Annotated in this window: 14 protein-coding genes; 3 read left to right on the forward strand and 11 right to left on the reverse strand. The window is 67.4% G+C overall.

The features are described 5' to 3' along the window. Positions 1 to 50 precede the first annotated feature (50 nt). The gene (locus tag CLG85_RS03340; RefSeq protein WP_260348426.1) at positions 51 to 1,739 is read left to right on the forward strand and encodes an ABC transporter permease; all 1,689 of its coding nucleotides are present in this window, start codon (positions 51 to 53) and stop codon (positions 1,737 to 1,739) included. Positions 1,740 to 1,816: 77 nt separating this feature from the next. Next, positions 1,817 to 2,224, forward strand: a complete 408-nt coding sequence (locus CLG85_RS27645) for an MBL fold metallo-hydrolase (RefSeq protein WP_375796897.1) — start codon at positions 1,817 to 1,819, stop codon at positions 2,222 to 2,224. Between the two features lie 639 nt (positions 2,225 to 2,863). Here the strand turns inward: CLG85_RS27645 and CLG85_RS03345 are convergent. The 11 genes from CLG85_RS03345 to flgB all read right to left on the reverse strand — a co-directional run bounded on the left by CLG85_RS03345 (position 2,864) and on the right by flgB (position 12,895). Beyond that, positions 2,864 to 3,262, reverse strand: coding sequence for a PIN domain-containing protein (locus tag CLG85_RS03345; protein ID WP_095884357.1), 399 nt, complete (start codon positions 3,260 to 3,262; stop codon positions 2,864 to 2,866). A 15-nt stretch (positions 3,263 to 3,277) separates the two neighbouring features. After that, complete coding sequence (locus CLG85_RS03350; protein WP_095884358.1) at positions 3,278 to 3,502, reverse strand: AbrB/MazE/SpoVT family DNA-binding domain-containing protein; 225 nt, start codon at positions 3,500 to 3,502, stop codon at positions 3,278 to 3,280. 731 nt (positions 3,503 to 4,233) lie between these two features. Continuing rightward, on the reverse strand, positions 4,234 to 6,438 hold the full coding sequence (locus CLG85_RS03355; protein WP_095882421.1) for an NADP-dependent isocitrate dehydrogenase: 2,205 nt from the start codon (positions 6,436 to 6,438) through the stop codon (positions 4,234 to 4,236). A gap of 210 nt (positions 6,439 to 6,648) precedes the next feature. Continuing rightward, positions 6,649 to 7,773, reverse strand: a complete 1,125-nt coding sequence (gene flhB / locus CLG85_RS03360) for a flagellar biosynthesis protein FlhB (protein ID WP_095882420.1) — start codon at positions 7,771 to 7,773, stop codon at positions 6,649 to 6,651. 10 nt (positions 7,774 to 7,783) lie between these two features. Then, positions 7,784 to 8,539, reverse strand: coding sequence for a flagellar biosynthetic protein FliR (locus CLG85_RS03365; RefSeq protein ID WP_095882419.1), 756 nt, complete (start codon positions 8,537 to 8,539; stop codon positions 7,784 to 7,786). Then, positions 8,540 to 10,639: a flagellar biosynthesis protein FlhA gene (gene flhA / locus CLG85_RS03370; RefSeq protein WP_095882418.1), complete on the reverse strand. Its 2,100-nt coding sequence runs from the start codon at positions 10,637 to 10,639 to the stop codon at positions 8,540 to 8,542. After that, positions 10,639 to 11,442: a lytic transglycosylase domain-containing protein gene (locus CLG85_RS03375; protein ID WP_260348428.1), complete on the reverse strand. Its 804-nt coding sequence runs from the start codon at positions 11,440 to 11,442 to the stop codon at positions 10,639 to 10,641. The genes flhA and CLG85_RS03375 overlap by 1 nt, the downstream gene beginning before the upstream one ends. Then, the gene (locus CLG85_RS03380; RefSeq protein ID WP_095884449.1) at positions 11,442 to 11,711 is read right to left on the reverse strand and encodes a flagellar biosynthetic protein FliQ; all 270 of its coding nucleotides are present in this window, start codon (positions 11,709 to 11,711) and stop codon (positions 11,442 to 11,444) included. Before CLG85_RS03380 ends, CLG85_RS03375 begins: the two co-directional genes overlap by 1 nt. Before the next feature lie 19 nt (positions 11,712 to 11,730). Continuing rightward, a complete protein-coding gene (gene fliE, locus CLG85_RS03385) occupies positions 11,731 to 12,060 on the reverse strand; it encodes a flagellar hook-basal body complex protein FliE (protein ID WP_095884450.1) in 330 nt (109 codons plus the stop codon). A gap of 11 nt (positions 12,061 to 12,071) precedes the next feature. Next, a complete protein-coding gene (flgC, locus tag CLG85_RS03390; protein ID WP_095884451.1) occupies positions 12,072 to 12,482 on the reverse strand; it encodes a flagellar basal body rod protein FlgC in 411 nt (136 codons plus the stop codon). Positions 12,483 to 12,493: 11 nt separating this feature from the next. After that, entirely contained in the window at positions 12,494 to 12,895 is a 402-nt protein-coding gene (gene flgB, locus CLG85_RS03395) for a flagellar basal body rod protein FlgB (RefSeq protein WP_095884452.1), read from the reverse strand. Positions 12,896 to 12,962: 67 nt separating this feature from the next. Between flgB and fliI the strand changes: the two genes are divergently transcribed. Beyond that, a complete protein-coding gene (gene fliI / locus CLG85_RS03400; RefSeq protein ID WP_260348429.1) occupies positions 12,963 to 14,309 on the forward strand; it encodes a flagellar protein export ATPase FliI in 1,347 nt (448 codons plus the stop codon). The last annotated feature ends 295 nt before the right edge of the window (positions 14,310 to 14,604 follow it).

The raw sequence follows: 14,604 nt of genomic DNA on the forward strand, positions 1-14,604 counted from the left end.
GCATGAGCCTCGTGCAAGACCAACCGGCGCGCCCGCCTCGGGCCCGTCTCATGCCCAGACTCTTCGGCAACGAACGCGCGCTGACGTTTGTGCTGATCCTCTTCGTCGGGCTGCTCGCCATCGCGCCGCTCGCCCGGCTGCTGCATGCCGCGCTATTCCCGCAGGGCAGCTTCGACGCCGCCCGCATCGCGGACATCCTCGGTGGCCGCCGGGTGCTGGAGGCGACGCTCAACACCCTCTGGATCGCCTGCGCCGCGACGCTGCTCGCCACGGCGGTCGGCACACTGGCCGCGCTGCTGATCGCGCTCACCGACATGCGCCGCCGCACGCTCTGGGTCTTCGGCTTCGTGCTGCCGCTGATGATCCCGCCGCAGGTCACGGCGCTCGCCTGGGTGCAGGCCTTCTCGCCCGCGAGCCCGATCCTCGGCCCGCTCGGCCTCGCGCTGCCTCCCGGCACGCGCCACCCGCTCTATTCCATGGGCGGCATCATCTTCCTGCTCGGGCTCTACAACGCGCCGCTCGTGTTCCTGTCGGTCCGCGCCTCGCTGCAACGCCTCCCGGCCTCGCTGGTCGAGGCCGCCCATGCAAACGGCGCCGGCGCCGGACAGGTCACCCGCGACATCATCCTGCCGCTGATCCGAGGCGGCATCTTCGCCGGGGCCGCCCTGGCCTTCGTCTCGTCGATCGGCAACTTCGGCATCCAGGCCATGCTCGGCATCCCCGCCCGCGTGCCGACGCTGATCACGCTGATCTACCAGAGGCTCAACGCCTATGGCCCCTCGGCGCTGAACGACATGGCCCTGCTGGCGCTGCTGCTGGCCCTGCTGACGGTGACGGGAATGACCCTCACCGCCTGGCTCGGACGCCGCGGCGACCAACGCGTCGATGCCGCGCAGCGCCCGCCACGCATGGTGCTCGGAGCCTGGCGCCTGCCGGTCACGACCCTCGCCTGGCTCTACCTCGCGCTCTGCCTCGCCCTGCCGCTCTCGGCGCTCTTCGGCACGGCGCTGGTGCGCGGCTACGGACAACCCCTGACGCCGGAGACGATCACCTTCGAGAATTTCGCCAACGCCCTCTTCCACCACGAGGGCATCCGCAGTGCCTTCCTCACCTCGCTCTGGCTGACGCTGCTCACCGTGGCGGTGCTGATCCCGGCGGCGGTCGCCCTCGGCTACGTGCTGAGCTGGCGCCGCGGTTGGGTGGCCCGGCTGCTGCGCCTCGCCGCGGAGCTGGCCTACGCGCTGCCAGGCATCATCATCGGCGTCGCGATGATCCTCTTCTTCCTGCGCCCGCTGCCCTTCCTCGGCAGCGGGCTCTACGGAACGGTCTGGGTGATCCTCGCCGCCTACCTGTCGAACTTCCTGGCCCTTGCGCTGCGCCCCATCCTAGGGGGCTACGCCCAGATCGACCGGGCGCTGGACGAGGCGGCGCAGCTTGCCGGCGCCGGGGTCTTCGCCCGGCTGCGCGACATCGTGCTGCCCGCGCTCGCCCCCTCGGCCATGGCGGCGGCGATCCTCGTCTTCATGACGGCGGTCAACGAAATCCAGGTCTCTGTTCTGCTGGTCAGCTCTCGCGCCACCACCATCGGCCCGATGATCATTTTCCTCGAAGAGGCGGGCTCCTCGACCCTCGCCGCTGCCGTCGGCTGCCTGATGGTGCTCATGGTGCTGGCGCTCATGGGGCTGTCGCTGCTCGTCGGCCACCGCCTGCCCGAGGGGGTGCTGCCATGGCGCGACTGACCGCCCTCAGCGGCCTCGGCCGCAAGAGCGCCGCGCTCTTCCTGCTCGAGATCGAGGGCCGCAGGCTGCTGCTCGACATGGGCGGCGGGCTGGAAGTCGGCGAACGCCCGGACCTCTCGCAGGCGGGGCGCATCGACGCGGTGCTGCTGAGCCATGCCCATGTCGATCACGTCGGCGCGCTCGACCGGCTGGCCGAAGATCGGCGCTCCGCCGGTCTATGCCACGCGAGAAACCCAACGCCAGCTCCCCGCAGCCCTGCGTCCCCTGCGCCTCGCCGAGCTGCCGGACCGCGGCTCTGCCGAGGTGCTGGGCCTCCGCCTCGACACCGGCCGCTCGGGCCATGCGCCCGGCGGAATCTGGATGCGCTTTCCGACCCTGCGCGGCGGATTTCTCTACACCGGCGATTTCAGCACCGAAGCCCCGCTCCTGCGCTGCGATCCCTTCCCGCGCAGCGCCACAGTGCTCGCCGATGCCTCCTACGGTGACCGCGACGAGTCGCTCGCCTTCCAGATCGCCGCCCTGACCGGCGCCGTGTCAGGCGGCGCGGTGCTGCCCTGCCCGCTCGGCGGACGCGGCCCCGACATGGTGACCGCGCTCGCCGCAGCGGGACTCTCCGTAAATGCCTGCCCGCAGGTCGCGGCCGAGACCGAACGGCTCACCGGAACCCGCCCGCCCGTCGCCACCCCAGAGAGCGCCAGCCCCACGCAGATCATCGTCGCCGACGGGCCCAATGCCGAGCATGGTCTCGCCGCCGCGCTGCGCGAGCGCCCGGGCTTCCGTTTCATCTTCTCCGGCCACGTACCGCGCAGCAGTCCCGCCCGCGCCCTGCTCGACGCGGGCCACGCTCGCTGGATGGGCTGGAACGTGCATCCGCGGCTCTCGGATCTGCTTGCCATGGCCGAGACCACCCGCGCAGAACGGGTGCTGCCTGCCTTCGTCGACCTGAGGGCCGCCCCCCCGCCTGACCGCCGCGCTCGGCCCGCGCCTGCGGCAGTGCACCAGTCTCGAAGTCTGAGCCATGCGCCCTCACCACCTTCCCGACGCGGTTCCAGCAAGCGAGGCCACCGAGGGCTACCTGCTGCTGCTCCGGCAGATGGCGGCGGACGGCTCGGAGCGCGCGCCGCTCAGACCTTGAACGGGTTGAGGATGCGCAGCCGGCCTTCGACCAGCAGCCCGTGGTGCATGTCCTCGGACCAGAGCGTCTCGCAGCCCGTCTCCAGCGCAGCGCCGACGATCATCGAGTCGTAGACCGAGAACCCGTAGCGCATCCCGAGCGCCCGGCCGACGTCATGGGTCCGCTCGGTCAGCGGCACCACATCGCAAAGCGCCCGGATCCCGGCGAGGAACTCGCCCGCCTCCTCGGCGCTCAGCTTCGCCTTGCGCAGACAGTTCACCAGCGCCTCGTTCAGCACCTGCACGCTGATCACCCCGCCCTGCTGCAAGAGCGCCTCGGCACGGTCCGCCTTCGGCCCCTCGCCCAGCAGGTAGAGGATCACGTTGGTGTCGAGAAAAGGCCCCGCCATGGATCGCACCCGGGATCAGCGCGCGTTGGCCTCGTCGCGCGACAAGGGCCGCTCGGGCATCCGTCCGCGGAAGCGGCGCAACCCGGCGAGGATCTCCTCGGGCCGCGCGGCGCGGCTCACCGCAAGCCCCCGGTTGTCGGGATGCAGCTCGATCCGGTCGCCCTCTTTCAGCCCCAATTCGCGCACGAGTTCGGCAGGCAGGCGGACCGCCAAGGAGTTTCCCCATTTCGAGATCTGCATCGGTGCCTCCTGTCCGCAGGATATACTTTTCAAGAATGTATATCCACGGGCGGCACTGATCAAGGCTGCCCCAAACCGCGGGACCGCAAGAAAATAGGCACCCGGAGATTTCTCTCCGGGTGCCGAACATAATTATCAAAAGATAAAGGACACTTAGGCCGAATAGCCTTCCCCCCTTCACCTGAACGAAAGTCGCCGCCCTGCAAAAACGGGCGCGAAGCTGCCATCAGGAGAGAAAACTCCGATTTGCTCAGTCATGGCAGCACCACCAGGCAGATTTACAGTAGCGCGATTTCGCCGGTCGCGCGCAGTTTTTTTGGGCCCGCGCAGCAGGATTCGCGCAAGCCCCTGCAAGGACGAAATTTTTCCACAATCTGTCCACAGGCTCAATTCAACCCTCGCGCGAACGACTCGGGCGCGGGTACCACGCCGCCGAGAAGGCAAGGCAGAATCACTTGCAAACGAGCGGATTTCTTCGCGCTCGAATTGATTAACATACTGTTACTATTAGAGTTTTACCGAAATCATAGGGGACACCCACCACATGCGGTAGGTAACCGTTAAGCAGCCACACTCAGCGGTATACCCTCGCAGAGACCGCCCACGGCGAACTGTCGGCTTGTGGACAAAAGGTTGATAAGTACAGCCGCGGCCCCAAGGGCACCCTCCGCAAACGAAAACGCCCCCGGCCTTTCGGACCGGGGGCGCCTTTCACGTCAGCCGAAGCGATCTCAGCCGAGAATGCCGTTCAGCGTTGCCGAGGGGCGCATCACGGCAGCGGTCTTCTCCGCGTCGCCGTGGTAGTAGCCGCCCAGATCGGCGGGCTTGCCCTGCGCCGCGGCCAGCTCGGCCACGATCGCCGCTTCGCCTTCGGCCAGCGCCTTGGCGATGGGGGCGAAATGTGCCGCCAGCTCGGCGTCCTCCGACTGCGCCGCCAGGGCCTCGGCCCAGTAGCGGGCGAACCAGTAGTGGCTGTCGCGGTTGTCGGGCTCACCCACCTTGCGCGAGGGCGAACGGTCGTGGTCGAGGATGCCCTGCGTCGCGGCATCCACCGCGTCGCCCAGCACCCGCGCCTTGGCGTTGCCCTTCTGGTCGGCGAGGAACTTGAAGCTTTCGCCAAGCGCGCAGAACTCGCCCAGCGAGTCCCAGCGCAGGTGGTTCTCTTCCACCAGCTGCTGCACGTGCTTCGGAGCCGAACCGCCGGCACCGGTCTCGAAGAGGCCGCCGCCGTTCATCAGCTTCACGATCGAGAGCATCTTGGCCGAGGTGGCCAGCTCGAGGATCGGGAAGAGGTCGGTCAGGTAGTCGCGCAGCACGTTGCCGGTGATCGCGATGGTGTTCTCGCCCTTGGTGATGGTCTCGAGCGAAGCGATGGTGGCCTCGCGCGGCGCCATGATCTCGAACTTGTCGGCAACGCCCTTCGCCTCGAGGATCGGCTTCACGTAGGCGATCAGCTCGGCATCATGCGCGCGGGAGGCGTCGAGCCAGAAGATCGCGCGGTAGCCGGTCGCCTTCTGGCGGTCGATGGCCAGGTTCACCCAGTCCTCGATCGGCGCCTTGCGGGCCGAGGCCGAACGCCAGATGTCGCCCGCTTCCACGGCATGGCTGTGCAGCACGGTGCCATCGTCGAGGATCATCTTGACGGTGCCCGCCTCGGGGATCTCGAAGGTGGTCGGGTGCGAGCCGTATTCCTCGGCCTTCTGCGCCATCAGGCCGATGTTCTGCACGGTGCCGGCGGTCGCCGGGTTCAGCTTGCCGTTCGCCTTGAAGAACTCGATCGACGCGTCATAGACCGGCGCATAGGAGTTGTCGGGGATCACGCAGTTGGTGTCCGCTTCCTCGCCGTCCGGACCCCAGCCCTTGCCACCGGCGCGGATCAGCGCGGGCATCGAGGCGTCGATGATCACGTCCGACGGCACGTGCAGGTTGGTGATGCCCTTGTCCGAGTTCACCATGTACATCGGCGGGCGCGACGCGGTCACTTCCTCGATCGCGGCGACGATTTCGGCGTTGTCCTTCACGCGGGCCAGCAGGTCGCCCAGGCCCGAGTTCGGGTTCACGCCAAGCGCCTTCAGCTCGGCGCCGAACTTCTCGAACACCGGCTTCAGCCAGGCCTTCACCGCGTGGCCGAAGATGATCGGGTCCGAGACCTTCATCATCGTCGCCTTCATGTGCAGCGAGAAGAGCGTGCCCTCTTCCTTGGTCTTCGCGATCTCGTCTTCCAGGAAGGCGTCGAGCTTCGCCGCGCTCATGTAGGTGGCATCGACCACGGTGCCCGCCGGGTAGGAAACGCCCTCTTTCAGGACTTTCTCGCCCGAGGCGGTGTCCAGCACGATCTTCGCGGTCGCGGCCTTGCCCAGCGTCGCCGAGACCTCGTTCGAGAAGAAGTCACCACCGTCCATCGCGGCGACACGGGTCTTGCTCTCGGCAGTCCACTCGCCCATGCGGTGCGGGTTGTTCTGTGCGAATTTCTTCACCGCGGCGGCGGCGCGGCGGTCCGAGTTGCCCTCGCGCAGCACCGGGTTCACGGCCGACCCCTTGATGCCGTCGTACTTGGCCTGGATCGCCTTCTCCTCATCCGTCGAGGCGGTCTCCGGGTAGTCGGGCAGCGCGTAGCCCTGGCCCTGCAGTTCCTTGATCGCGGCCACCAGCTGCGGCACCGAGGCCGAGATGTTCGGCAGCTTGATGACGTTGGCTTCCGGGGTCTTCACCCACTCGCCGAGCCAGGCCAGGTCGTCCGACTGGCGCTGCGCTTCGGTCAGCGCCTCCGGGAAGGTCGCGAGGATACGGCCCGCGAGCGAGATGTCCTTGGTGCCGACCGACACACCGGCGGCAGCGGCAAAGCTGCGGATGATCGGGAGCAGCGAGGCCGAGGCCAGCTCGGGCGCTTCGTCGACCTTGGTGTAAACGATGTCAGGAGTGTTGTTCTCAGCCATGATGCGATGCCTTTCCTGGGGGTTTCGCCCCCTTTAGCCGTTCTGCATACAAAGGTCTACAGTCGCGGTGCCGCATCGGATCGCCGCACCGCGCCCCCCCTGCCCTAGCGCGGATTTCAAGGGATTTCCACGCCGCGCTAGATGATTGCGCGACCATGCGCCGGTCGCGAGTTTGGCCTGCCGCGAGCCGGGCGCGGACAGGCCCCCGGCCTAGTCCTCTTCCCGCAGGCTCGAGCCCTCCGGCAGCGGCCTCCGGATGTTGCGCTGCATGTCCATGACATAGCCGATGATCGCCGCCACGGCCTCCCAGTGCTCGATGGGGATCTGCTTGTCGATCTCGGCCACGTCGTGCAGCGCCCGCGCCAGCGGCTTGTTCTCGATGATCGGCACCTCGGACTCGCGCGCCAGCTCGCGGATGCGCGCGGCCAAAAGGTCGGCGCCCTTGGCAACGCAGACCGGTGCCATGTCGACGCCGCTCTCGTATTTCAGCGCCACCGCGAAATGCGTCGGGTTGGTCAGCACCACCGTCGCGCGCGGCACCGCCTGCGCCATGCGCTGGCGCGCCCGCTCGCGGCGAAGCTGCATGCGTTTGCCGCGGATCTGCGGGTCGCCCTCGGTGTCCTTGTGCTCGTCCTTGATCTCCTGCAGCGACATGCGCTGCTTGCGCCGGTGCTCGAAACGCTTCCACAGCACGTCGGCCACGGCGATCACCACGAGGATCGACAGCACCACCATCAGCATGCGCGAGGCCGCGCGCCGGGCGAAATCCGTCACCATCTCGGGCAGCAGCCCCTGCACCTGCCACAGCTCGCGCACCCCGTGGTAGGTGATCCAGAGGCCGATCCCGCCGACCACCAGCACCTTCAGCATGCTCTTGCCGAACTCCACCATGGCGGCGAGCGAGTAGATCTTCTTGAACCCCGACATCGGAGAAATCTTCGACAGTTTCGGCCGGATCCGCTCCGCCGCCACCACGATGTCGCCCTGCAGCAGCGCGCCGGCGACCGCCCCCAGCACCATCAGCGCCAGCAGCGGTGCCAGCAGCAGGCCGACCCCGCGCAGCAGGCCCCAGCTCACCCCGCCGATATCGCGCATGCCCTGCACGTCCTCGCCGATGCTCACCTGCCCCGCGGTCTCGAAGACCCCGCGCAGCACCCCGGCAAAGGGCGCCGAGACACCGGGCATGACAAAGGCGGTGATCGCAAAGAGCGAGAGCACGGCGGTGACATTGCCGACCTCCTTGGAGCTCGGCACGTCCCCCTTCTCGCGGGCCTTTCGGAGCTTTCGCTCTGTCGGCTCCTCGGTCTTGTTGTCCTTGTCCTCGCCCTCGGCCATGTCCCGTGCCTCAGAACACCAAGAGGCCGAGCCACTCGGAGAAGCGCTCGGCAAACTCGCGCAGCATCATCGGCGCGGCCATGACCAACACCAGGAGTCCCGAGAAGATCAGCACCGGCCCGGCGACGAAGAACACCGGCAGCGTCGGCATCATCCGCGCGGTCAGGCCCATCGCGAGATTGAGCAGCAGCCCCATGACGAAGAACGGCGCGGCGATCGACAACCCCATGTAGAAGCTCGCGCTCACCGCCTTGACGATTTGCTGTGCGAGATCGCCGGTAAGGATCCGTCCCGGCGGGAAGACATCGTAGCTCATCACCATGGCGCCGATGATCAGGTGGTGCAGGTCGGTGGCAAAGATCACCGCCACCGCCGCCATCATCAACGCGGTCGAGATGAGATCGGCCCCTTCGAAGGAGCCGAGGCTCGGCGAGAAGGCGTTGGCGAGCCCCGATATCGTGCCGATCTGGTAGCCGGCGAACTGCAGCCCCGACAGGAGGATCCGCGCGCTCACACCGATCCACACCCCGAGCGTCAGCTCGATGGCGAGGATGCCGAGGAAGGCGGCGGTATTGTCGAAATCCACCGGCCCCAGCGGTGCCAGAGGGTAGAGCGACAGCGACAGGACCAGAGCCATGGCCAGCCGGTGGCGCACCGGGAAGAGCGCCTCACCGAGACCGGGCATGAACATCAGGATGCCGCCGATCCGGGCAAAGACCAGCGCCACCCCAAGGAACTCGACGGTGATCAGCGCCGAGACGTTCATCTACTTGCCGATGGTCGCGACGGTGCGCAGCGCCGCCTTGCGGTGGATCTCGTTGTGCGACAGCACGGTGGTCATCGGGCTCACCCGCTCCAGCATCGAGCGCACGAAGCTGCGCACCTCGGGGCTGACCAGCAGCGCCGGCCATTCGTCGCGCTCGGCAAACTGCTGGATCTCGCGCCGGGTCTGCAGCACGAAATCCTGCACCCGCTGCGGCGACATGACGAAGTTGCGCTCGTCGCCGCTGACCCGCAGCGCCTCGAGGAATTCCTTCTCCCAGGCCGCACCCATGGTGATCACGGAAATGAAGCCCGAGCCGTCCATCATCGACTTGCAGATCTGGTTGGAAAGGCGGCGGCGCACCTGCTCGGTGATCTGCGTGACGTTCGAGGTGCTGCGCTTGGCCTCGGCGATGGCCTCGATGATCAGCGGCAGGTTTCGCACCGAAACCCGCTCCGCCAGCAGCCCCTGCAGCACCTGCTGGATCAGCACCATCGGCGCGTTGCCGGGGATCTCCTTGGCCAGCTTCTGGTACTCGCGATCGAGCCCCTCGATCAGATCCTGCGTGGCGCCATAGGTCATCAGCTCGGGCAGGTGTTCCTTCACCACCTCGGTCAGATGGGTGATGATCACGCTTTCCGGGTCGACCACGGTCAGCCCCATGCCCTCGGCGATCTTGGCGGTCTCGGGATCGACCCAGAGCGCATCGAGGCCGAAGGTCGGATCCTTGCCCTTTTCGCCGCGCAGCCCGCAGTCGCCGGGGTTGACCACCATCATGCCGGTCGGGCGCACCTCGCCGCGGGCCACCTCGACCCCCTGCACCATGAGCGCGTAGCTCTGCGAGGGCAGCATCGGCTCATCCTTGATCCGCACCGTCGGCAGCACGAAGCCGAACTCCCGCGCAAACAGCCCGCGCAGGCTCTTGATCTTGCCCGCCAGCGCCGCGTCGGGGCTGGAGATCAGCGGCACCAGCGCCTGCCCCAGGTCGAGCCGCAGCGTGTCGAGCTTCAGCGTCTCCTTGATGCTGTCCTCGGCGGGTGCCGCCTCGGCCTTCTGCCGCTGCGCCTCCTCGCGGGCGGCACTGCGGGTGGCCTCCTCGGCGCCGCGCTGCACGGTGATCCCGAGGAAGATCATCAGCCCCGCAAGCGCGGCAAAGACCAGCGACGGAAAGCCCGGCAGCAGCCCGATGGCAAAAAGCAGCGCCGCGGCCATGAACAGTGCCTTGGGGAATTTCGAGAGCTGGCCAAGCACCGCCTCGTTGGCCGCGCCCTCGGTGCCGCCCTTGGTCACGATGAGACCCGCCGCCAGCGAGACCACCAATGCCGGAATCTGCGACACCAGCCCGTCGCCGATGGTCAGCACGGTGTAGAAGTTGGCCGCCTCCGACAGCGACAGCCCGTGCTGCGCAACGCCGATCAGCATGCCGCCGATGACGTTGATCAGCGTGATGATGATCCCCGCCACCGCGTCGCCGCGGACGAATTTGCTGGCACCGTCCATCGCCCCGAAGAAACCGCTCTCATCCTCCAGCTCCTTGCGGCGCGAGCGGGCCTGTTCCTCGTCGATCAACCCGGCGCCAAGATCGGCGTCGATGGCCATCTGCTTGCCGGGCATCGAATCCAGCGAGAAGCGGGCCGAGACCTCGGCGATCCGGGTCGAACCCTTGGTGATCACCACGAAGTTGATCACCACGAGGATGGCAAAGATCACGATGCCGATGATGAAGTTGCCGCCGACGATGAAACGCGAGAAGCCCTCGATCACCCCGCCCGCGGCGCTGGGACCGGTGTGCCCCTCCGACAGGATCAGCCGGGTCGAGGCGACGTTGAGCGACAGCCGCAGCATGGTGACCATCAGCAGCAGCGAGGGGAAGGAGTTGAACTCCAGCGGCTTGGGGATCCAGAGCGCCACCATCAGGATCAGCACCGAGACCGAAAGCGACACCGCGAGGCCGAGATCGAGGATCACCGGCGGCAGCGGCACGAAGAGCATGCCGAGGATCAGCGTCACGCCGATGGCGAAGGCGACGTCGCGGTTGGCCAACCCCCGGGCCTTCAGGCTGGGGCGTTTGCGCGATGCGGTGAAGGGATCGGTCAGGGCCATCAGAACATCTTTCGGAAGGCGGGCAGGACGGGTTGCATCACCTCGCGCCCGTAGAGACTGCGCGCGCCCTCGTCGGCGGCGCCGCTGCGCGTGGTCAGCCAGCTGGTCCAGAAATGCCCCTCGGGCAGCGGCTCGGCGGCGACCATGGCGACCGGCGCAGTGATCCCGCCCCCGGCCCCCGCCGCCAGCGTGCGGAAGATATCCAGCCGATCATTGGCGATGGCGACGTTCTGCTTCAGCCGCCCGAGATAGGCCTGCTGGTGCTCCGGCGTCGCCGAATGGTAGCGCCCCGCCGCCTCGACCCAGTCGCCGGTCTGCTCGTAGAGCCCCACCAGCAGCCGCGCCGCATAATCGACGTTGCGCGCCGGGTCGAAGCCATGCTCGAGCGAGATGAAGGCATCGGGATGCCAGCGCAGGTTCACCTGCATGCAGCCCACGTCGACCGAGGCCACCCCATCCGCCTGCCGCGCCCGCACCCAGCTCGCGGCGGTCTCAGGATTGGTGAAATAGCGCCCGTCGCCCTCGGCGTTGGCGGTCCAGGGCCAGATGGTCAGCTCGCCCTCGTGCATCATGCCCGATTCCTGCAGGCCGATGCCCAGCAGGAGGTTGCCCGGGATCTGATGGCGCAGCTGCGCGCGCAGGATCTCGCGGATGCAGACGCCCGAGGGGGCTGCCTGCGCCGGCAGCGCCGGACCCGGCTCCACCGCGCGCGCGGCCGGCCGGTAGAAATCGCTCCAGTCGGCCTGCGCCCCCTGCCCCGTCATCAGCAGCAGCGCCACCAGCATCACCGCGAGCCCCCGCATCAGAAGCCCCCGCTGATGATCAGGTCAAACGCCGTGTCCGACAGCTTCTTGACCATGGCATACATGAACGGAAGGAACGCCAGCAGCCCGAGGAAGATCGCCACGATCTTCGGCACGAAGGTCAGCGTCATCTCCTGGATCTGCGTCAGCGCCTGGAAGAAGGCGACCACGAGCCCGATCACCAGCGCGATCCCCATGATCGGGCCGGATGCGTAGAGCACGGTCAGGAAGGCCTCCGACAGGATCGTATGCGTATCGGCTTCGGTCACCCCGCCCCCACTCGCCGGATCAGACCGGCATGCGCATGATTTCCTGGTAGGCCTCGACCAGCTTGTCGCGCACCGCCACCGCGGTGTTCACCGTGGTTTCCAGCTCGAGCGTGGCCAGCACCACCTGCTGCGTGTCGACATCTCCGCGCATGCCGTTCTGCGCGACCGCCTCGGCCTCGCGGATGGTCTGCACCGTGTCGGCGCCCGCCTTGGTGATCATCTCGGCGAAGCTGGGTCGCTCGGCCTGCTCCGGCGCGATCGCCGGCATCTTCTCGGCCACCATGTCGCGCGACGCGCGATAGGCGCCGCTGGCCGAATTCAGCGAAAGGAGCGAGGAAGGTCCCGCCATACGTCAAAGTCCTATTTCAGCAGGTCGAGAAGCTGCGTGCGCATGGTGCGCCCGGTCTCGAACATGTTCAGGTTGGCCTGGTAGCTGCGCGAGGCCTCGCGCATGTTGGCCAGCTCGAGGATGGTCTTCACGTTCGACACCTTCACGAAGCCGTCCTGGTCGGCGGCCGGATGTGCTGGGTCGAAGCGCAATTCGAAATCGGCATCGTCGCGGGTCACGTCCGAGACCCCGACCATGGAGGCGCCGGTCTCCCGGTCCACCAGCTCCTCGAAGGAGATCACCTTGCGCCGATAGGGCTCGCCGCCCTCGGTGTTGCCGGTGGAGCTGGCGTTGGCGACGTTTTCCGACACGACCTTCAGGCGCTCGCCCTGGGCGCGCATGCCGCTCGCGGCGACGTTCAGGATGGATTTCAGCGGATCCATGGTGCGCTCCCTCAGCGAATGCCGGTGACCGCGACGGTCAGCAGGCTGTGGCCCTTGCGATACAGTTCGGCCGCCAGGCGGTAGCTGCCCGCCACCTCCGCGGCCTTGATGGTCTGCTGCTCGACCGACACGGTGTTGCCGTCGAGGCTGGCCTCCCAGGCGGTCTCGTCGCGCTCGATTCGCACGCCGTCGGGCGTGGTATTGCCGCTCTGGATGTGCTGCGCGTCGGTCACCGCAAGGCCGCTCATCTCGCGCGCACCGTCCAGCGCCTGGGCAAAATCGTTCACCTCGCGCGCCTTGTAATTGGGCGTATCCGCGTTGGCGATGTTCTCGGAAATCACACTCTGCCGCGCTCCGAGCCACGTCATGCGCTCGGAGGCCAACTGGAAAAAGGACATACCATCAAGTTTCATGAAGAGTTCCCTTTCGGCTTAAACAAGGATAGCATGAATAAAACGGACACATCAATGGATAGTGACCATGCACACCGCGTTTTCGGAGCTTTCAAGTCTTACACGGACCATTGAAAGGTCAAGCATAACCGGCGAGGTGAAATCCGCGCTCGGGCTGGTCCTGACGGTCTCGGGCCTCGAGCGCGCGGTCGGCATCGGCGCGCATTGCCTCGTGCAGGGCCGCGAGGGACCGGTTCTCGCGGAAGTTGTGGGGATCGACGAAAGCGGCACGCGCCTCCTTCCCTTCGGCAGCTGGGACGGGGTGCGCACCGGCGATCCGGTGCAGGTCAGCCACAGCGCCAACGAAATCCGCCCCGACGACGCCTGGATCGGCCGGGTGGTGAACGCGCTTGGCCAGCCGCTCGACGGCAAGGGCCGCCTGCCCGAGGGCAACAGGCCGCGCAAGATCCGCGCCGCGCCCCCGCCCGCCTTCGAGCGCCGCCGCGTTGGCGAGCGGCTCAACACCAAGGTCAAGGTGATGGACGTCTTCACCCCGCTCTGCCGCGGCCAGCGCATGGGGGTCTTCGCCGGCTCCGGCGTCGGCAAGTCGACAATGATGGCCATGCTCGCGCGCGGCGCGCAGGCCGATGTGATCGTTGTCGGCCTCGTCGGCGAGCGGGGCCGCGAGGTGCAGGACTTCCTTCAGGAAGACCTCGGCGAGGAAGGCATGGCGCGCTCGGTGGTCGTCGTCTCCACCGGCGACGAGCCGCCGCTGATGCGCCGCCAGGCCGCCTGGACCGCCACCGCCGTGGCCGAGCATTTCCGCGACCAGGGCAAGCAGGTCCTGCTGCTGCTCGACAGCGTCACCCGCTTCGCCATGGCGCAGCGCGAGATCGGCCTTGCCGGGGGCGAGCCGCCCACCGCCAAGGGCTACCCGCCCACCACCTTCGCCGAGCTGCCGCGGATGATGGAACGCGCCGGCCCCGGCTCGGGCGCAGCCGGCGACATCACCGCGCTCTACACTGTGCTGGTCGATGGCGGCGACATGGAGGACCCGATCGCCGACGCGGTGCGCGGCATCATGGACGGGCACATCGTGCTCGACCGCAAGATCGCCGAGCAGGGCCGCTTCCCGGCGGTGAACCTGCTGCGCTCGATCTCGCGGATGCTGCCCGACTGCCACCACCCGGACGAATACGCGATCTACAAGGCCGCCCGCCGCGCCGCCGCGCGCTACGCCGACATGGAAGAGCTGATCCGCATCGGAGCCTACCGCCGTGGCAGCGACCCCGAGGTCGATTCCGCCATCGACCTCGCCGAGCCCCTCGACAAGCTGCTCAGCCAGGGCAAGCGCGAGGCCATGGACGCCTCCGAGACCTTCGCCCGGCTGCACGGCGCCCTCTCCGACGCGGACATCGTTGTCGAAGCGCCCTGAGCTCGCCTTCTTCTCACCCAAGGCCGGGCCGCCCCGATCGGGCGGCCCGCTCTGCCTGCCCCGCGCCGTTTTGACCCGGACGCAAAGGCATTCCCGCGCGCCCGCATCGGGATTCCTGGGCCTATTTCATAAGATCTTTGCAGAAGCGTCGCCTTAATCTTTCCTTAACTAAATCGTTGAAAAAGCGAACATCCGCCGACCCAATTTCCCGGAATTGATGTGCATTCGGATATACCCTTACTCTCTGGGTTGACTCGTGATTAAAGCTGGATAAACAAGCCGAATATGACCAATT

This window comes from Alloyangia mangrovi, assembly GCF_002300555.2.
GTDB classification, from domain to species: domain Bacteria; phylum Pseudomonadota; class Alphaproteobacteria; order Rhodobacterales; family Rhodobacteraceae; genus Salipiger; species Salipiger mangrovi.